The 17,532-nt window shown below is 72.7% G+C and carries 16 protein-coding genes; 4 read left to right on the top strand and 12 right to left on the bottom strand.

Features of this window, described 5'->3' with window-relative positions; all coding sequences use genetic code 11:
- Positions 1 to 4 precede the first annotated feature (4 nt).
- The 7 genes from araD to J2N69_RS31355 form a co-directional block, all read right to left on the bottom strand.
- The gene (gene araD, locus J2N69_RS31385; RefSeq protein WP_230903720.1) at positions 5 to 1,756 is read right to left on the bottom strand and encodes an L-arabinonate dehydratase; all 1,752 of its coding nucleotides are present in this window, start codon (positions 1,754 to 1,756) and stop codon (positions 5 to 7) included.
- 122 nt (positions 1,757 to 1,878) lie between these two features.
- Positions 1,879 to 2,781: a dihydrodipicolinate synthase family protein gene (locus tag J2N69_RS31380; protein ID WP_230903719.1), complete on the bottom strand. Its 903-nt coding sequence runs from the start codon at positions 2,779 to 2,781 to the stop codon at positions 1,879 to 1,881.
- On the bottom strand, positions 2,778 to 3,455 hold the full coding sequence (locus J2N69_RS31375) for a GntR family transcriptional regulator (protein WP_230903718.1): 678 nt from the start codon (positions 3,453 to 3,455) through the stop codon (positions 2,778 to 2,780). Before J2N69_RS31375 ends, J2N69_RS31380 begins: the two co-directional genes overlap by 4 nt.
- 109 nt (positions 3,456 to 3,564) lie before the next feature.
- Positions 3,565 to 3,747, bottom strand: a complete 183-nt coding sequence (locus J2N69_RS31370) for a hypothetical protein (protein WP_230903717.1) — start codon at positions 3,745 to 3,747, stop codon at positions 3,565 to 3,567.
- 69 nt (positions 3,748 to 3,816) lie between these two features.
- Positions 3,817 to 6,036 carry an RNA polymerase recycling motor ATPase HelR gene (gene helR, locus J2N69_RS31365; protein ID WP_230904950.1) on the bottom strand — a complete coding sequence of 740 codons (2,220 nt, stop codon included), beginning with the start codon at positions 6,034 to 6,036 and terminating at the stop codon, positions 3,817 to 3,819.
- Positions 6,037 to 6,145: 109 nt separating this feature from the next.
- Positions 6,146 to 7,060 (bottom strand): PhzF family phenazine biosynthesis isomerase, encoded by a 915-nt coding sequence (locus J2N69_RS31360; RefSeq protein WP_230903716.1) that lies wholly within the window; start codon positions 7,058 to 7,060, stop codon positions 6,146 to 6,148.
- Between the two features lie 56 nt (positions 7,061 to 7,116).
- Positions 7,117 to 7,428 carry an EthD family reductase gene (locus J2N69_RS31355; protein ID WP_230903715.1) on the bottom strand — a complete coding sequence of 104 codons (312 nt, stop codon included), beginning with the start codon at positions 7,426 to 7,428 and terminating at the stop codon, positions 7,117 to 7,119.
- A 184-nt stretch (positions 7,429 to 7,612) separates the two neighbouring features.
- Between J2N69_RS31355 and J2N69_RS31350 the strand changes: the two genes are divergently transcribed.
- Entirely contained in the window at positions 7,613 to 7,909 is a 297-nt protein-coding gene (locus tag J2N69_RS31350) for a winged helix-turn-helix transcriptional regulator (RefSeq protein WP_230904949.1), read from the top strand.
- A gap of 126 nt (positions 7,910 to 8,035) precedes the next feature.
- Here J2N69_RS31350 and J2N69_RS31345 read toward each other — a convergent pair whose 3' ends face one another.
- The 5 genes from J2N69_RS31345 to J2N69_RS31325 all read right to left on the bottom strand — a co-directional run bounded on the left by J2N69_RS31345 (position 8,036) and on the right by J2N69_RS31325 (position 14,042).
- The gene (locus J2N69_RS31345; protein WP_230903714.1) at positions 8,036 to 8,761 is read right to left on the bottom strand and encodes a class I SAM-dependent methyltransferase; all 726 of its coding nucleotides are present in this window, start codon (positions 8,759 to 8,761) and stop codon (positions 8,036 to 8,038) included.
- A gap of 243 nt (positions 8,762 to 9,004) precedes the next feature.
- Positions 9,005 to 11,422, bottom strand: a complete 2,418-nt coding sequence (locus J2N69_RS31340) for an MFS transporter (protein WP_230903713.1) — start codon at positions 11,420 to 11,422, stop codon at positions 9,005 to 9,007.
- 245 nt (positions 11,423 to 11,667) lie between these two features.
- Positions 11,668 to 12,111 (bottom strand): SRPBCC family protein, encoded by a 444-nt coding sequence (locus J2N69_RS31335; RefSeq protein ID WP_230903712.1) that lies wholly within the window; start codon positions 12,109 to 12,111, stop codon positions 11,668 to 11,670.
- A 96-nt stretch (positions 12,112 to 12,207) separates the two neighbouring features.
- Positions 12,208 to 13,467 (bottom strand): SLC13 family permease, encoded by a 1,260-nt coding sequence (locus J2N69_RS31330; RefSeq protein WP_230903711.1) that lies wholly within the window; start codon positions 13,465 to 13,467, stop codon positions 12,208 to 12,210.
- Between the two features lie 44 nt (positions 13,468 to 13,511).
- A complete protein-coding gene (locus J2N69_RS31325) occupies positions 13,512 to 14,042 on the bottom strand; it encodes a GNAT family N-acetyltransferase (RefSeq protein WP_230903710.1) in 531 nt (176 codons plus the stop codon).
- A gap of 254 nt (positions 14,043 to 14,296) precedes the next feature.
- Between J2N69_RS31325 and J2N69_RS31320 the strand changes: the two genes are divergently transcribed.
- From J2N69_RS31320 to J2N69_RS31310, 3 genes are all read left to right on the top strand, one after another.
- Positions 14,297 to 15,331, top strand: a complete 1,035-nt coding sequence (locus J2N69_RS31320; RefSeq protein WP_230903709.1) for an Rv2578c family radical SAM protein — start codon at positions 14,297 to 14,299, stop codon at positions 15,329 to 15,331.
- Between the two features lie 143 nt (positions 15,332 to 15,474).
- Positions 15,475 to 17,067, top strand: coding sequence for an alpha/beta hydrolase (locus tag J2N69_RS31315; RefSeq protein WP_230903708.1), 1,593 nt, complete (start codon positions 15,475 to 15,477; stop codon positions 17,065 to 17,067).
- Entirely contained in the window at positions 17,064 to 17,462 is a 399-nt protein-coding gene (locus J2N69_RS31310; RefSeq protein WP_230903707.1) for a RidA family protein, read from the top strand. The genes J2N69_RS31315 and J2N69_RS31310 overlap by 4 nt, the downstream gene beginning before the upstream one ends.
- Positions 17,463 to 17,532 lie beyond the last annotated feature (70 nt).

Raw genomic sequence — 17,532 nt, 5'->3', positions numbered from 1 at the left:
GCGCTCAGCCCGCGTACGGATCGGGCACCGTGCCCGGCCGCGCGAGGAACGCGAAGTCGCAGCCCGTGTCGGCCTGCGTGATCTGCTCGCTGTAGAGCGCCCCGTACCCCCGCTCGTAACGGGCGGGCGGCGGCGTCCACGCGGCGCGCCGGCGCGCCAGCTCCTCGTCGGACACCTCGAGACGCAGACTGCGCGCCGGGACATCGAGGGTGATCAGATCGCCCGTGCGCACGAGTGCGAGGGGCCCGCCGACGTACGACTCCGGTGCGACGTGCAGCACACAGGTGCCGTACGACGTACCGCTCATCCGCGCGTCGGAGATCCGCACCATGTCGCGCACCCCTCGTTTCAGCAGGTGGTCGGGGAGGGGCAGCATCCCGTACTCGGGCATGCCGGGCCCGCCCTTGGGGCCAGATCCGCGCAGGACCAGGACGTGGTCGGGGGTGATGCCGAGGGCCGGGTCATGGATGGTGCGCTGCATGGTGCGGTAGTCGTCGAAGACGACGGCGGGGCCGGTGTGCCGCAGCAGGTGCGGCTCGGCGGCGATGTGCTTGATGACGGCGCCGTCGGGGCAGAGGTTGCCGCGCAGGACGGCGACGCCGCCCTCCTCGGCGACCGGGTCGTCGCGGGTGCGGATCACGTCCGCGTCGTACACGCGTGCTCCCGCGAGCTGTTCGCGCAGGGTGTCGTGGCAGACCGTGGGCCGGTCCAGGTGCAGCAGGTCGGTGATCCGCGACAGGAAGCCCGGAAGGCCGCCGGCGAAGTGGAAGTCCTCCATCAGGTATCGCTCGCCGCCCGGCCGGACGTCGGCGAGCACCGGCACGGTGCGGGCGATCCGGTCGAAGTCGTCCAGCGTGAGCCGCACCCCGGCGCGTCCGGCCATCGCGATGAGGTGGATGACGGCGTTGGTGGAGCCGCCGAGCCCGAGGACCGTGGTGACGGCGTCGGCGAAGGCGTCCGGGGTGAGAATCCGCGACAGCCTGCGGTCCTCGCGTACGAGGCCGACGATCCGCAGGCCCGACGCCGCCGCCATCCGGTCGTGCCCGGAGTCGACCGCGGGGATGGACGAGGCGCCGGACACGGTGACACCGAGCGCCTCCGCCGCCGCGGTGAGCGTGGCAGCGGTGCCCATGGTCATGCAGTGGCCGGGCGAGCGGGCGAGGCCGCTCTCCAGTTCGGTCAGCTCGCAGTCGCCGATGAGCCCGGCGCGGTGATCGTCCCAGTACTTCCACATGTCGGTGCCGGAACCGAGGGTCTCGCCCCGCCAGTGGCCCGGCAGCATGGGTCCGGCCGGCACGAAGACGGCGGGCAGGTCGACGCTGGCGGCGCCCATGAGCAGCGCGGGCGTCGTCTTGTCGCAGCCGCCGAGCAGCACGGCGCCGTCCACCGGGTAGGAGCGCAGCAGCTCTTCGGTCTCCATGGCGAGGAGGTTGCGGTAGAGCATGGGCGTCGGCTTCTGGAAGGTCTCGCTGAGCGTGGCGACCGGGAACTCCAGGGGGAAGCCGCCCGCCTGCCACACCCCGCGCTTGACGGCCTGGGCGCGGTCGCGCAGGTGGGAGTGGCAGGGGTTGATGTCCGACCAGGTGTTGAGCACCGCGATGACGGGCTTGCCCAGGTGCTCCTCGGGGAGGTAGCCGAGCTGGCGGGTGCGGGCGCGGTGGCTGAAGGAGCGCAGGCCGGAGGAGACGCTCTCGCCGTACCATTGGCGGCTGCGCAGCTCCCGCCGCGACGCACGCTCTGCGGGCGCGCCACTCACAGAGGCCACTCCCCCTCCGGGCGCGCCACTCACAGAGGCCACTCCCCCTCCGGGCGCGCCACACACAGAGGCCACTTGCCCTCCGGACGCGCTGTGCACAGGGACCACCCCTCGACGGTCGCTCACAGGGACCACCCTTCGACGATCGCGGCCACCTCGGCGCGCTCGGCCTCCGGCAGGAGGCTGCTCGGGGAGCGCACGTCGCGGCGGCACAGGCCGAGGACGGCGAGGGCCTCCTTGACGACCGTGACGTTGTGCGCGGAGCCGTCGGCGGCGCGCAGTTCCTCGAAGCGGCGGATCCGCTCCCACACCTTCATGGCCTCGCCGTGATCACCTGATCGAAGCGCTTCGATCATGCGCAGCGAAAGGCCCGGGGCGACGTTCACGAGGCCCGAGGTGAAGCCGGTGGCGCCCGCCGAGAAGTACGAGGGGGCGTACGGCTCGGCAAGCCCCGCGATCCACACGAAGCGGTCGAGCCCCGCGTCGCGCGCGAACCCCGCGAACCGCGCCGCGTCCGGCACGGCGTACTTCACGCCGATCACATTGGGGCAGGCGTCGGCGAGTTCGGCGAGGCGGGCGCCCGGCAGGCCGCCGTCCCGCAGATAGGGCACGACCCCCAGGTCCGGCACGGCCTCGGCGATCGCCCGGTGGTAGGCGACCCAGCCCGCGTCGGAGACGTAGGGATGCACCGGCCGATGCACCATCACCATGCCCGCGCCACGCTCCCCGGCGTGCCGGGCGGCGGCGACGGCGGTCGGCACGTCATGGCCCACCCCTGCCAGCACCACGGCCTGCCCGGCGGCCTCGGCGAGCGTCAACTCGACCACATCGCGCCGCTCTTGGGGAGTCAGGGCGTAGAACTCGCCGGTGTTGCCGTTCGGGGTCACGGTGCGCACCCCGCCGTCGAGCAGGCGGCGCAGGATCGTCGCGTGCGCGGCGCGGTCGATGGCGCCCTCCCGGGTGAAGGGTGTCACCGGGATCGCCACCACGTCGGCGAGTGCGGTGCGCTGCGTCTCGAACGTCACTGGAGTTCCCCTCCCCCGGGAAAGGCCCGGCGCACGAACGACGCGATGTGCTCGTGCAGGGCGCGCGCCGCCCCGTCCTGGTCCCCGGCGAGGGCGAGCCGCAGGATGTGCTCGTGCTCGGTGGCCTCCCGCACCCACGAGGGGTCGGCGGCCCAGGCCACGGCGGAGACGAGCGCGGCCTGGTCCCGCACCCCGTCCAGCAGCCGCCCGAGGAGCGGGTTGCCGCAGTCGACGTACAGGGCACGGTGGAACTCCCGGTTGGCCAGGGAGCGTTCGGCGGCGTCCTCGGCGGCCTCGGCCCGCACCAGGGCCTCGCGCGCGGCGTCGAGCGGTGCGCCGCGCAGCACGGTGCGGCGCAGCGCCTCGGGCTCCAGGAGCAGCCGTACGTCGTATACCTCGCGCGCCATGGCGGCGTCCACGGTGCGGACGGTGGCGCCCTTGTACTGGCTCATCTCGACGAGTCCGGTGCCGGCGAGGGTCTTCAGGGCCTCGCGCACGGGCGTCTTGGAGACTCCGTACGCGCGGGCGAGTTCCGTCTCGATCAGGGGCTGCCCCGGGCTCAACTCGCCGCCGAGAATGCGGTGTTTGATCGAGTCGAGCACGAACTGTGTGCGCGACGGGATCGGGGCCGGGGGCGGCACCGAGGCCGGGGTCGGGGTCGGGGCGGACGTCATGGGCACCCTCAGATCTCGCGTATCGCGTCTCATATATGAAGTACGACGTACGACGCGTAGAAGCTAAGAGGGTGCCCGGGCTTCGTCAATGGTTCTGACAGACGCTCGGTCAGATACGTGTATTCGTCTCGCCGGAAGCACGTCGGTACCGCACGATCGCGAACGCGATCAGAGCGCCCTGAGCGATCGCCCAGATGCCCAGTTCAAGCGACCCCATCCCGGACCCGAGAGCGACGAGCAGGCCCCAGAAGACCGCGAGAATCGCAACTATCTGCAGCACAAGAGATTTCATGACGACTCCCCGCATCAGGCGCCCCTGACGGCAACCTCGTTTTGCCAAACCCGAAACCGCAACCTTAGCTCACGGGCGGACGGTCGCGTCAGCGCGGCCGACGCGGGGGCAGCGGCTCGTGAGGACCACGAGTTGCTGGGTCGCCCTGGTCATCGCCACATAGCGGTCGACCGCCCCTTCGATCCCCGCCCCGAACGCCTCGGGGTCGACGAGGACGACCAGGTCGAATTCCAGCCCCTTGGACAGCTCCGGGGTCAGGGACCGCACGCGGGGCGTGGCCCGGAAGGCGGGGGCGCCGATGACGCAGGCCACGCCGTCGTCGTGCGCGGCGAGCCACGCGCCGAGGATCTCCTCCAGGTCGGCGGCGGACCCGTGGACGACGGGGACGCCGGCGCTGCGGACGGAGGTCGGCACGTTCGCGTCCGGGAGCGCGGCCCGGATCGCCGGCTCGGCCTCGGCCATGACTTCCGCCGGGGTCCGGTAGTTGATGCTCAGCGAGGTCACCTCGATCTGGTCGAGCCCGATCCGCTCCAGCCGTTCCCGCCACGGCTCCGGGAAGCCGTGCCTGGCCTGCGCGCGGTCGCCGACCACGGTGAAGCTCCGGGACGGGCAGCGCTGCAGCAGCATCTGCCACTCGGCGTCGGTCAGTTCCTGCGCCTCGTCCACGATGACGTGCGCGAACGGCCCGGCGAGCAGGTCCGGTTCGGCGGCGGGCAGCGCGCTTTCGTCGATCAGGCTGTCCTGGAGGTCCCGCCCGCGCAGCATGCCGAGCGCGCCTTCGCTCTCGTCGATCTCGACGTTCTGGAGCAGGCTGTCCATGACGTCGGCCCGGCGCGCCCGCTCCGCGGCGACGGCGGCCTCCTGCCGCTCCTTGCGCGCGGACGCCTCCGGGTCGCCGAGCCGCTGCCGTGCGGCGTCCAGGAGTGGCAGGTCGGAGACGGTCCAGGCCTGGGCGTCCGCGCGCTGGAGCCTGCGGACGTCGTCGACGCTGAGCCAGGGGGCGCACTTGCGCAGGTAGGCCGGTACGGACCACAGGTCGCCGACGAGATCGCTCGCCTCCAGCATCGGCCACGCGCGGTTGAGGGTGCCGATCAGTTCGCGGTCCTGGAGCAGCGACCTGCGCAGGAGGTGGGGCGGGGCGTCGCTGTCGTCCTTGTCCATGAGGATTGTGAGCAGTTCCTCCCGGATCTGGTCGCGTGCCTCGTTGTGCGGGGTGCCCGCTTCGACCGCGTCGAAGGCCGCCGCCCAGTCGTCGGCGCTCAGCCAGAGGTCGGACCAGTGGCTGGACACCGTCATGCCCTGCGTGGGCGGCTCCTCGTAGAGGGCGACGGCCGGTTCGATCGCCCGCACCATGTCCGCGGAGGCTTTGAGCCGCGCCACGTGCGGGTCGCTCCCGGCGGCCGCCGTGGCGCCTTCGGTGACCAGGTCGCGCAGGACGCAGGTCTGCACGCCCTCCTCGCCGAGGCTGGGCAGGACGTCGGCGACGTAGGCGAGGTAGGGCCGGCTCGGGCCGACGAACAGCACTCCGCCGCGGCGGTGTCCGAGGCGGGGGTCGGAGTAGAGGAGGTGGGCCGCGCGGTGCAGGGCGACGACGGTCTTGCCGGTGCCGGGACCGCCGTCGACGACGAGGGCGCCACGCGAGCCCGCCCGGATGATGGCGTCCTGGTCGGCCTGGATGGTGGAGAGCACGTCCCGCATCCGGTCCGACCGGTGGCCGCCGAGGCTCGCGACGAACGCGGACTGGTCGTCGAGCGCCGCGTGCCCTTCGAGCCCGTCGGCGGTGAACACCTCGTCCCAGTAGTCGCTGATCCGGCCGTCGGCCCAGCGGTACCGGCGGCGGCTCGCGAGGCCCATCGGGCGGGCGTGCGTGGCCGCGAAGAACGGCTCGGCCGCAGGGGAACGCCAGTCGACCAGCAGGCGCCGGCCTTCGCTGTCGGTGAGGCCGAGCCGTCCGATGTACACGGGCTCGGCGCCGTCGGTGCCGACGACCCGCCCGAGGCACAGGTCCAGGCCGAAGCGGCGCAGGGTGCGCAGGCGGCCGGTGAGCCGGTGGATCTCCAGGTCGCGGTCCATGGCCCCGCGGCCGATGCCGCCGGGCGCCCTGCGGGCGGCTTCGAGGCGGTCGGACAGTTCGGCGATGGTCTCCTTGAGGCTCGCCGCGATGGCGGCGAAGTGCCGCTCGTCGGCGGCGATCAGCGTGGGCTCCGTCTTCGGGGCGAGGTGGTCGGGGAGGTCGAACGCGCTGGTACCCACAGAGTTCCCGGACGTCGTAGGGGGCACGGAGGTCATGGCATCGGCCGGCAAGCGCACTAGGTGGTTCTCCCGTTTCCGCAGGTCCTTGGGTCAGGACCGGGATACTCCCCCATCATGGGGGCCTTGCCGCAAGACCCCCTGTGCGCTATAAGTTGAAAGTGGCAAGGAGTGTGTACGCCTCCTGTTGCCGACGCAGTCCTCCCGCTCTCCGTGAGAGTCGCGGACCACAGCCAACCCGCCGACCCGGGTCGCGATGCCCGTCGGCCCGCGCCGGGCCGACGCGAGCACGCCGGATGGTCGGCCGAGGCCGTCGCCCTGCTCCACTTCGATCGCGATCGTCTGCGCCGATCGCGATCGTCTGCGCCCCTGTCGTGTCGAGCAGGTGGGCGGCCAGGCAGCCGGTGCTGTTGGCGTTGGCGACGTCCTCGTCGACACCGATCGCCGGCGCGAACATCCGCGCCGCGCCTGGTCGGTCGCCGACCGGCGGTACGTACACGAAGCAGCCGAGAAGCCCGTACCGCCTGCACGCCGCTGTCAGCCTGCCGAAGTGCGGGCGGACGCGGAACAGCGCCGACCGGTCGCGGACCGGGACCAGCATGCGGGGTGCGCCGGGCGCGGCGACGCATGGCGCGTCGGCCGGATGCGGGTCGTCGGCGGTGAGCCCGAGCGCGGCGCCGATCGCGGCGCGCTCGCTCGGTGCCGGGTGACGCAGCACGACGAGGCCCTGGTCGAACCACACCTCGATCCCTGCGGGCCGACGGATCGCGAGGGTGTCGAACGTGCGCCCGCCGCTGTGTTGACGGCCGGTCAGCTCGCCCAGCGCGGTGCGGGCCAACCGGACGGCCTGCGCGGCGACGGTGCCGTGGCCGCAGCCGGACAGTTCGGCGGTGGCGGTGAAGAACCGCACCGGCAGGCCACCGTCCGGCGTCCGCCCCGGGCCGAGGAACGCCGCGTGCGAGGTGCCGGCCGCGGCGGCGACCGCACGCCGGTCAGCGTCCGTCGCCGCCGGGTCGTCGTCGGTGACGGCCGTGGGACTGCCGCCCCGGCCGTCGCGCCGCACGCACGCGTCCACCACCACCGTCCGGCCGAACGCGCCCCGAGGCAGACCGGCCCGCCTCAGCCGGTGCCGTCCAGCACCGGGTAGTGGAGGATGACCACGCCGCCGGTGGCGTAGTTGGCGACGTCGGCGGAGAGCCGCTCGCCGTGCGGTGACGTCCGCGCCTCCTCCATGGCGGCGGCGTCGGCGAAGTCGGCTTCGAAGACCGCGAAGTACGGCGCTTCACCCTCGGTCACCGCCACGTCGAAGCTGTAGCGCCACGCAAGCGGGCCGGGCCAACTCGCGACCAGCGGAAGGTGGTTGGTCACGTAATAGTCGCGGAAGTGGTCAGGGTCGGCGGGCTCGGGATACAGGACGACCAACTTATGCATGACGGCCTCCATCAGATATCAGATATCAGAAGCTGACGGCGCGCCCCCGTCGAGCTCGTTTCGGAATCAGAAACGCCGAGTGGATGCTAATGTTTCGAAAAACGAAACGCAAGGACGAGGATTCGGTATGCCGACACCGCGCCCAGGAACACCGGTTCGTGGCTCGACGACCGGCCGCCCCCTCATGGCCGCGATGGACCTGTTCGGCCGCCGGTGGGCGCTGCGCATTCTCTGGGAACTGCGCGAGGGTCCGCTCGGCGCCCGCGCGCTGCTGGCACGGTGCGAAGGGCTGTCGTCCAGCGTCCTCTACCAGCGGCTCCGCGAACTCACATCGAGCGGGATCGTCGCCCCCTCGGCCGATGGCTACGAACTCACCCCCCTCGGGACAGCACTCAGGGACGCCCTCCGTCCGCTCGACGAATGGGCGATCACCTGGGCGCAGGAGCAAGAACACGACGATCAGCAGCCCACGGAGACGTGAAGGCCGTGCCCGGACAGGTGGAGCGTTGATCTGCGAGCCGCCGACTCGGGGCGCCCGTCCCGTCGAGCCGCGCGGCGGGCCGCGGGCCGCAGATCAGGACGTACGGCAGCCCGGGCACGCTCGGCATCAGCCCGCCCTGCCCACCACCAGCCACGTCGAGGGCAGCTCCATGCGCGTGCCGTCCTCAGTGAACTCCGTGGTCGCCAGAGGCAGTTCGCCGCTCGCGACGACACCGAGCCCGGCCTCGGCCACGTACCGCGGTACGGCCTCGTCGACCACCTCGGCGGGGGCGATGCCGTGCGCGAAGACGGGGGCGAGCTTCGGTGGCGGGCCTCCCGGGCGCCGCGCGAGGTCCATCAGGAGGGGCTTGGCCGCCTCGGACAGTTCGACGAGGAACGCCCTGCCGCGCTCGCCGGTCAGCGTCGCGATGCTGTCGACGAGCGCCTGGCGGTCGTCGGGCTCGCACTGGTGGAGGACCCCGCGCATGTAGACGTTCACGTCGCCGAGTTCCGCGTGCAGTTGCTCCGCCGCGCCCTTGTCGGCGGCGTCGAGTTGGCGGAATTCCGCCTGGTCCGCGGGGTCCGCGTGCCGGGCGCGGGCGAGGGCCGCGGCGGACAGATCGACGCCGAGGACGCGCGGGAAGCGGTCGGCGAGGAAACGGGTCTGGGTGCCGTTGCCGCACCCCAGGTCGACCACGGGCAGGTCGGAAGCGACCAAGTGCGGTACGAACAGGGCGAGATGGACCGCGGCGGTCAGGGCGGGCTCGGCGTCCCAGATGACGGCGCCCGGTACGTCCGGGGCCTCCCGCCAGAAGCCCTCCCAGGCCTCCCGGTACCGACTCGTGACGCTCATGCCCAGCTCCCAGGGTGAGACGAGAGCCGCCGAAGCTGGCGGCGGGATCGGTCTACCGCGCCCCCGCCCCCGCGGGCAAGGCACCGACGCGGCCCTGCACGGGACGTCCGGCAGGACCCCGCCCGGCCGGTGCACGCGGCTTCGGCCGAGGCGCGAACTACGCGCGCGGCAGGCCGAGTTCGACGGACGCCCGCCCCCCCTACGTCAGTCCCCGACGTAAGTCCACTACATCAGTCCCCTACCTCAGTCCTCGTGGCCCAGCTGAAGGTCCCGCTCGGTGCGTCCGCCGCCCGCGACCTGGAGGACCGTGGCGACCGGCGGGTAGCCCGCCGCGATGACCGTGTACTCGCCCGACGACAGGTCGACGAAGCGGAAGGTGCCGTCGGCCCCGGTGGTCAGGGTGTCGACGACGTTGCCCGCGGCGTCGAGCAGCGTCACGCGCGCGTCCTCGACGGGCCGTCCGCCGCCCGCGCGCACGGTGCCGCGCAGCACCGCGCCGCCCGCCAGCTCCACGTCCTGGCGGGTCTCGCGCGAGGCCTGCACGGTGACCGGCAGCGCGGCGGGACGGAAGGCGGGGGCGCTGGCCGCCAGGGTGTACTCGCCGGCCACCAGCTCGGTCATGACGTAACCGCCCTCGCGGCCGCTGCGCGTGGTGGCGACGACCTCGCCGCGGACGTCGGTGAGGGTGACGGCGGCGTCCCTGACGGGCGTCCCGTCGGCGGTCGTCACGGAGCCCGCGAGGCGGCCCGCGCCGCCGAGGACCACGTCCAGCTCGACGGGCCGCTCGCCGACGGTGACGGTGACGGCCTGCGGCTGGTGCCCGCCGGCGGCCGCGATCAGCACGAACGACCCCGAGCCCGGCGTCGAGAGGGCGTACCGCCCGTCCTCCCCGCTCGCGCCCCGCCCGATCTGCTGCCCGGTCACATCGATGAGGGTGAGGGCCGCACGGGGTACGACGGTGCCGTCGGGGTGCTGCACGGTACCGCAGACGGGGACCCCGGCCGCGTACGTCGTCGTACGGGCGTGCGGGACGGTCACCGGCGCGGCGGCGGGCGCGTTGGGGGAGGTGGCGCTGGACACGAGGGGGGTCTCCTTGAGGAAGAAGGCGAGCAGCATGCCGAGGACGAGCACCGGCACCAGGTAGAGGAAGATGCGCGGCATCGCGTCGGCGTACGCCTGGACGTAGCCCTCGCGCAGCGGCGCGGGCATCGCGTGGACCAGCTGCGGGGTGAGGGACTCGGGGTCGGGCAGGCCTTGGTCCAAGTCGGCGGGGAGCCGGTCCACGAGGGCGCGGGCGAGGCGGTCGGCGAAGAGCGTGCCGAAGATCGCGGCACCCACGCTGCCGCCGATCTGCCGGAAGTAGTTGTGCGCGCTGGTGGCCGTGCCGAGGTCGCCGGGGCGTACGGCGGTCTGCACGGCGAGGATCAGGACCGGCATGACCAGGCCGATGCCCGCGCCGAGGAGCGCCATCCACACGCTGTACTCAAGGCGGGTCGTACCGACTTCGAGGTGCGAGAGGAACCACATGCCGACGACGGACAGGGCGCCGCCGAGCACCGGATAGATCTTGTAGCGCCCGGTGTGGCTGATGAGCTGTCCGGAGATGATCGACGCGCCGACGATGCCGCCCATCATCGGCAGCATCAGGAGGCCGGACTCGGTGGCGCTCGCGCCGTCGACCATCTGCAGGAAGGTCGGCAGATAGCTGGCCGCACCGAAGAGGGCGACCCCGACGACCATGCCCACCAGGGAGGTGAGGTTGAAGACCGGGTCGCGGAAGAGGCGCAGCGGGATGATCGGTTCTGCGGCGAACCTCTCGACGAGGAGGAAGAGCAGGCTCGCCACCACGGCGCCCGCCCCGAGCCCGAGGATCAGCCGGTCGTCCCAGGCATAGCGGGTACCGCCCCAGCTGGTCACCAGGACCAGGCAGGTGGAGGCGGCGGCGAGCAGCAGCGCGCCGAGCACGTCGAGGCGGGCCTTGGCGGTGGGTTTCGGCAGCTTGAGGGCGACGGTGACGACGAGCAGCGTGACCAGGCCGAAGGGTACGTTGAAGTAGAAGCACCAGCGCCAGGAGGCGTGGTCGGTGAAGAAGCCGCCGAGCAGGGGGCCCGCGACCGAGGCGAGGCCGAAGGAGGCGCCGATCAGCCCCATGTAGCGGCCGCGCTGCCGGGGCGGCACGATGTCCGCGATGATCGCCTGTACGCCGATCAGGAGGCCGCCCGCGCCGACGCCCTGGAGGGCGCGGAAGGCGATGAGCTGATCCATCGTGCGCGACCAGCCGGCGAGGGCGGAGCCGACGATGAAGACGAGGATCGCGAACTGGAAGACGCCCTTGCGCCCGTAGAGGTCACCGAGCTTGCCGTAGATGGGCAGTCCGATGGTGGAGGTGAGCAGATAGGCGGTGATCGCCCAGGACATCTTGTCCAGGCCGTGCAGCTCCCCGACGATCTTGGGGAGCGCGGTGGCGACGATCATCTGCTCCAGGGCGGCGAGCAGCAGGGCGAGCATCAGCCCGAAGAAGACCATGCGGACGCGGCGGGGGCTGAGTTCCCCCTCCGTCGCGCCGGCGCCCCGCGGGGGCTGTCCCGCCCCTCGGCCGTCCGGCGGTGCGGCCGCCTCGCCGCCCTGCCCGGAGGCCTTCGCCAGCGTCGTCCCACCCACGTACTGCTCCCCTCGTCGCGCCTGCGCCGCCAGCTTTCTCGCATTGCGCGACAACTGGGGGCAAGCGCGACGAGTCGCTCTTCAGTGGGACCTCAAGGACGAATGCGCCGGTCGAAGGCCTACGGCGCACAACGGAGCCGTGCTGAGAACCACTCGAAACGGTGAGCGTGCGATCAGCCTTGAGGGGTTGCGCGAGCGCTACTTCTCCGGCTACTCCACCGCTGCTTCTCCGGCGGCTCCGTCGGCTACTTCTCCAGCTCGGTGGCGAGGTTGCCGAGGACGACGTCGTAGATCCGCCCGAGGCCCTTGGGCGCGAAGGTCTTCTCGAAGAAGCCGCCGATGCCGCCCGCGCCGTTCCACACGCTGGTGACGACCACGCGGGACCTGCCCTCGCCGGCCGGGGTGACGGTCCAGGTGGTGACCATGGAGGAGTTGCGGTCCTTCTCGACCAGTTCGCCGTCGGTGGGCTCGGTGACCTCCAGGAGGCAGTCCCGGACCCGCTTGCTGGTGGCCTGGAGCTTCCAGTGGACGAGGGTGCCCTCGCCGTCGCCGCCTTCGCGTACCTCGTACTCGCTGAAGTGCTCGGGCAGGATCTTTCCGCGCGTGCCGCTGTAGTCGGCCAGTGCGTCGAAGACGTCGTCCGGCTGTGCCGCGATGATCCGCTCCGTGGTCGCCTCGACCTGCGCCATTGCACTTCCTCCAGCACTCGGTTTATCGGGGATTGCAGGGAGAGCCAACCACCCGGCGCACCGGCCCCCCAAATCGGGGCCGCCGCAAGGGCCCGCTCAGGCGGGCAGCAGCCGCAGCGAGACCCAGAGCGCGACGGTCGCGAGGACGAGGGCCGCGGGTGTGGTGAGCAGGCCGAGGCGGGTGAACTCCCGCAGGCGGACGTGGTGTTCGTGCTGGTGGGCGATGCGGCGCCAGAGCAGGGTGGCGAGGGAGCCGGCGTAGGTGAGGTTCGGCCCGACGTTCACGCCGATGAGGGCGGCGAGGACGGCTCCGGGGCCGGACGGCGCGGCCAGCGGGACCAGGGCGAGGACGGCGGGCAGGTTGTTGATGAGGTTGGCCAGGAGCGCGGCGACGGCGGCGGTGCCGAGCAGGGCGGGCAGGCTCGCGCCGTCCGGCAGGACGTGCCCGAGCGCGTCGCCGAGGCCGTTGTCGACGACGGCCCGGACGACGACGCCGAGGGCGAGGACGAAGGCGAGGAACGGCAGCGAGGCCGCGCGCACGAGCGTCGGCGTGGTGGTGCGCCCGCGCACAAGGGCGCGCACGGCGAGCACGGACGCCCCGGCCGCCGCGGCCCAGGCCGGGTCGACGCCGACGGTGGAGGCGACCGCGAACCCGGCGAGCGTGAGCGCCACGGTGACCAGGGCGAAGAGCGGCATCCGGGGTGGCTCCGCGGCGTGGCCCCCGTCCGCCGGGGCGTCGAGGTCGGCGGCGAAGAACCGCCGGAAGACGGCGTACTCGACCGCGATGGCGACCAGCCACGGCAGCGTCATCAGCAGGGCGAAGCGGGTGAAGCTCAAGCCGGTCGCGGCGAACGCCAGGAGGTTCGTGAGGTTCGAGACGGGCAGCAGGAGCGAGGCGGTGTTCGAGAGGTGGGCGCTCGCGTAGACGTGCGGCCGGGGCCGGACGCCCATGCGGGCGGCGGTCGCGAAGACCACGGGGGTGAGCAGGACCACGGTGGCGTCCAGGCTGAGGGCCGCGGTGATGACCGAGGCGAGCCCGAAGACGGCGGCGAGCAGGCGGCGCGGGCGTCCGGCGGCCCTGCGTGCCATCCACGTGCCGCAGGCGTGGAAGAGCCCTTCGTCGGCGCAGAGCTTGGCGAGCACCAGGACGGCCGCCAGGAAGCCGATGACGGGCCCGAGCCGCGCGGCCTCGTCCCGCACGTCGTCGAGCGGGATCGCCCCGGCCGCGATCACCACACCCGCGGCCGGTACGGCGAAGACGGCTTCCGGGCGGCCGAAGGGGCGGACGACGGCGCAGATCAGCACCACGGCCAGGGCGGCGACGGACAGGGACTCGGCGAGCATGCCTCCGATCATGCAACGTGCGTGTGTCCCGTCCGTCACCGGACCCTGTGGTTCCGCTAGCGGCCGGACGTCTCCTGTGCCGTGGCGCGGAACCGGGCCGTGGTCCCGTCGTCGCTCCAGCGGTGCAGCCCGGCCTTCTCCAGGACGCGGAGGGAGGCGGGGTTGGCGCGCTCGACGTCGGCGTACACGGTGGTGACCTCCGGCAGGGTCAGGGCGTACGCCACGAGGGCGCGGGCGGCCTCCGGGGCGTAGCCGCGGCCGCGGCGCGAGGCGACGACGCCGTAGCCGAACTCCACGGAGCCCTCGCTCGGCGGCCAGAGCAGGCTGATGGAGCCGACCACCAGATCGCTCTCCTGTTCGACGATCAGCCGGTGGCCGTGCGCGCCGGGGTCACCCGGGCCCTCGGCGACCTGCCGGGCGATGACGCCCGCGATCACACGGTCGCCCTCGGCGGGGAAGTCCTCGGCCCAGCGCGCCGACCGGCGGTCGGCGAGCACGTCCGTGACGTCGGCCGGGGACCAGTTCCGCAGCCGCAGGCGCTCGGTGGTCAGTTCTGCCGACGGGAAGGGGAGGGGAAAGGAAGACACGCGACACTCCAGGTCGTTTCGGGACGACCGGGCCGCTCGTGGGGAGCCCTGCTTCTTCAGGCTCGCGCGGCCCGGACAAGGGCATGGCGACGAAGCGTCCGGCGGACCATATTCATCGACCTCCTTGTCCCGGCAGAGCCAGCGCGCGGGCCGCGCTTGACGGGACGCTATCAAACGCCGACGGGGAGACTTCGGGTCGCACGATCAAGGGAACATGTGTTCTATTCTGAGGTCAGTGCTACCGAGGAGGCGTCATGCGCTGGGAGAACCTCTCCGACGGACCGCGTCAGGGCACCGCTGATGCCCCGCTGTTCGGCGCGGACGCGGTCACGACACGGACCTTCGACACCCCCGAGTTCGCGGGGATCACCTTCCACGAGATCCGGGCCCGCTCGATCCTGAACCGCGTGCCGGGGGCGTCCCGCATGCCGTTCGAATGGACGGTCAACCCCTACCGGGGCTGCACGCACGCGTGCGTCTACTGTTTCGCGCGCAAGACCCACAGTTATCTGGACCTGGACACCGGCATCGGGTTCGACAGCCAGATCGTCGTCAAGGTCAACGCCGCCGAACTGCTGCGGCGCCAGCTGGCCTCGCCGCGCTGGCACGGCGACCACATCGCCATGGGCACGAACGTCGACTGCTACCAGCGCGCGGAGGGCCGCTACCGCCTGATGCCGGGCATCATCGAGGCACTGCGCGACCGCGGCAACCCCTTCTCGATCCTCACCAAGGGCACGCTGATCCTGCGCGACCTGGATCTGCTGCGGCAGGCGGCGGCCGTGACCGACGTCGGCATCTCCGTCTCCGTGGGCTTCACCGACCACGAGCTGTGGCGCACCGTCGAACCGGGCACCCCCGCCCCCGAGCGGCGCCTCGATGTCGTCCGCACCCTGACCGGGCACGGCATCGGCTGCGGGGTCCTGATGGCGCCCGTGATCCCGTTCCTCGGCGACCACCCCGACCAGCTGCGGGCGACGGTGCGGGCCATCGCCGCGTCCGGCGCGACCTCCGTGACGCCGCTCGTGCTGCACCTGCGGCCCGGCGCGCGCGAGTGGTTCATGGCGTGGGTGGGGCAGCACCATCCGCATCTGGTGCGGCGGTACGAGCGGCTGTACGCGGAAGGGGCCTACGCCCCGAAGTGGTACCAGCGCCGCATCACCCGGCACGTGCACGAGCTGGCCGAGGAGTTCGGCATCGGCCCCACGCGCGCGGGTGCCGCGCGTCGCATCCGGGCCCCCGAGGAACCGGAGCCGGCCACCGGCCCCACCCAGCTCACGCTCCTGTAGGGCCCTCCCCCTTTGGCGGACCGCGCCCTGCTCCTTTCAGGTAACGCGGCGACAGAACAGCCGCTTCGGGGCGGCGGTTTCCGGGACGATGCGCCCGAGGCCGTGGCGTACGCGGCTCCGCACCCTCCGCCCCGGGAAGCCCGATGAAGAAACGCGTCGTCGCCCTCTCCTCCCTCGCCGTGCTGACCGGAGCGGCCGTACCGGCCGCCGGGCTCGCGCCCGCGGTGAGCGCGGTGCCCGCCCCGCGCACCGCGCAGACCGCCCCAACGGCCCCGCTCGCGTGGAAGCAGTGCGCCACCAAAGCCCACCCGGCGCTGCAGTGCGCGTCGTTGAAGGTCCCGCTCGACCACCGGTCGCCCGCGGGCGAACAGCTCACCCTCGCCCTGTCGCGCGTCCCGCACACCGCGAAGACGTTCCAGGGGCCGCTGCTGGTGAACCCCGGCGGCCCGGGCGGCAGCGGGCTGACCATGGCCGGGACCGTGGCGAAGGCCCTCCCCAAGGAGGTGGCCGCGCAGTACGACGTCATCGGCTTCGACCCGCGCGGCGTCGGGAAGAGCGAGCCCGCCCTCAACTGCCGTTCAGGGCACTCCGCCCCGGTGCGGCCGGCCAGCGTCCCGGTCACACCCGCCCTGGAGCGGGCCAACCTCGACCGGGCGCGGGCCTTCGCCCGGGCGTGCGCCTCGAAGTACGCGGCCGTCCTGCCGTTCATCGACACCGTGAGCGCGGCCCGGGACCTGGACGCCATCCGCGCGGCCCTCGGCGCGCCGCGCCTGAGCTACCTCGGCTACTCGTACGGCACGTACCTGGGCGCCGTGTACGCCAAGCTCCACCCGCACCGCGTGCGCCGCATGGCACTCGACTCCGTGGTCAATCCGACGGGCGTCTGGTACGCCGCCAACCTCCGGCAGAACCTCGCCTTCGACGCCCGTCACCAGACCCTGCTGGCCTGGATCGCCCGGCACGACTCGGCGTACGGGCTGGGCAGGGACCCGGCGAAGGTCGAGGCCCAGTGGTACGCGATGCGGCGAGCGCTGGCCGAGCGGCCCGCCGGCGGCAAGGTGGGCGCCGCCGAACTGGAGGACACGTTCATCCCCGGCGGCTACACCAACCGCTACTGGCCACACCTGGCGGAGGCCTTCGCGGCGTACGTGAACGACAAGGACACCGGCCCGCTCCTGAAGGCGTACGAGACCTTCGGCGCGAGCGGCCCGGCGGGTGAGAACAGCTACAGCGTGTACACGGCCGTGCAGTGCCGGGACGCGCGGTGGCCGCGTGACTGGCGCACCTGGCGCGAGGACAGCGCGCGGGTGCACGCGAAGGCACCGTTCTCCACCTGGAACAACACCTGGTACAACGCTCCGTGCGCGTTCTGGCCGACGCGCCACCTGAGCCCGCCGGACGTCTCCACCTCCGCGCTGGGGCCGGTCCTGCTCTTCCAGGCGACCGACGACCCGGCCACTCCGTACGAGGGCGCCGTCGCCCTGCACCGCAAGCTGGGCGACTCGCGCCTGGTGGTCGAGCGGGGAGGCGGCAACCACGGCGTCACGCTGCGCGGGAACGCCTGCCTGGACCGGCACTTGGCGGCGTACCTCGCGACCGGTGAGGTGCCCGGCAGCGGCGGTGGTGAGGTGGACGCGGAGTGCGCGGCGCTGCCCGACCCGCAGCCGTCGCGCGCCCGTCAAGGCACCCCCGCGCGCGGGGCGTTGTCAGTGCCGTGGTCCACCATGGGGACATGAGCCGACTGATCCGCATCAGCGCCCCCGAGGGCGTCGCCCCCGCCACCGCGTACACGCACGTCGTCATGGGCACGGGCCGCTTCATAGCGGTCTCCGGCCAGTTGGCGCTGGACGAGGACGGCGAGCTGGTCGGCGAGGGTGACGCGGCGGCGCAGGCCCGGCAGGTGTTCGAGAACCTGCGGCGCTGCCTCGCGGCGGCGGGCGCCACCTTCGACGACGTGGTGAAGCTGACGTACTTCGTCACGGACATGGCACACATGCCGGCCATCCGCGCGGCCCGCGACGCCTTCCTCGCCCCCGACCGGCTCCCCGCGTCCTCGGCGGTACAGGTCGCCTCACTGGTCGGCCCCGAATTCCTCATGGAGATCGAGGCGTTCGCGGTGGTGGGTGAGTAGGGGGTGCGGCGAGCGATGAGGCGGGGCGGCAGCTGGGTGGTGCCGGGCTGCCGGTGAAGGGGCCCGCAGC

This window comes from Streptomyces huasconensis, assembly GCF_021028635.1.
In the GTDB taxonomy this organism is placed as follows: Bacteria; Actinomycetota; Actinomycetes; order Streptomycetales; family Streptomycetaceae; genus Streptomyces; species Streptomyces huasconensis.
This window is presented reverse-complemented; position numbering and strand designations above follow the sequence as displayed.

What these genes read in the sequence shown, in the direction of transcription:
- J2N69_RS31375 (WP_230903718.1), bottom strand. Translation starts at nt 3,455, where the DNA reads ATGACGTCCGCCCCGACCCCGACCCCGGCCTCGGTGCCGCCCCCGGCC.
- J2N69_RS31370 (WP_230903717.1), bottom strand. Translation starts at nt 3,747, where the DNA reads ATGAAATCTCTTGTGCTGCAGATAGTTGCGATTCTCGCGGTCTTCTGG.
- helR (WP_230904950.1), bottom strand. Translation starts at nt 6,036, where the DNA reads ATGACCTCCGTGCCCCCTACGACGTCCGGGAACTCTGTGGGTACCAGC.
- J2N69_RS31355 (WP_230903715.1), bottom strand. Translation starts at nt 7,428, where the DNA reads ATGCATAAGTTGGTCGTCCTGTATCCCGAGCCCGCCGACCCTGACCAC.
- J2N69_RS31350 (WP_230904949.1), top strand. Translation starts at nt 7,613, where the DNA reads ATGGCCGCGATGGACCTGTTCGGCCGCCGGTGGGCGCTGCGCATTCTC.
- J2N69_RS31345 (WP_230903714.1), bottom strand. Translation starts at nt 8,761, where the DNA reads ATGAGCGTCACGAGTCGGTACCGGGAGGCCTGGGAGGGCTTCTGGCGG.
- J2N69_RS31335 (WP_230903712.1), bottom strand. Translation starts at nt 12,111, where the DNA reads ATGGCGCAGGTCGAGGCGACCACGGAGCGGATCATCGCGGCACAGCCG.
- J2N69_RS31330 (WP_230903711.1), bottom strand. Translation starts at nt 13,467, where the DNA reads ATGATCGGAGGCATGCTCGCCGAGTCCCTGTCCGTCGCCGCCCTGGCC.
- J2N69_RS31320 (WP_230903709.1), top strand. Translation starts at nt 14,297, where the DNA reads ATGCGCTGGGAGAACCTCTCCGACGGACCGCGTCAGGGCACCGCTGAT.
- J2N69_RS31315 (WP_230903708.1), top strand. Translation starts at nt 15,475, where the DNA reads ATGAAGAAACGCGTCGTCGCCCTCTCCTCCCTCGCCGTGCTGACCGGA.
- J2N69_RS31310 (WP_230903707.1), top strand. Translation starts at nt 17,064, where the DNA reads ATGAGCCGACTGATCCGCATCAGCGCCCCCGAGGGCGTCGCCCCCGCC.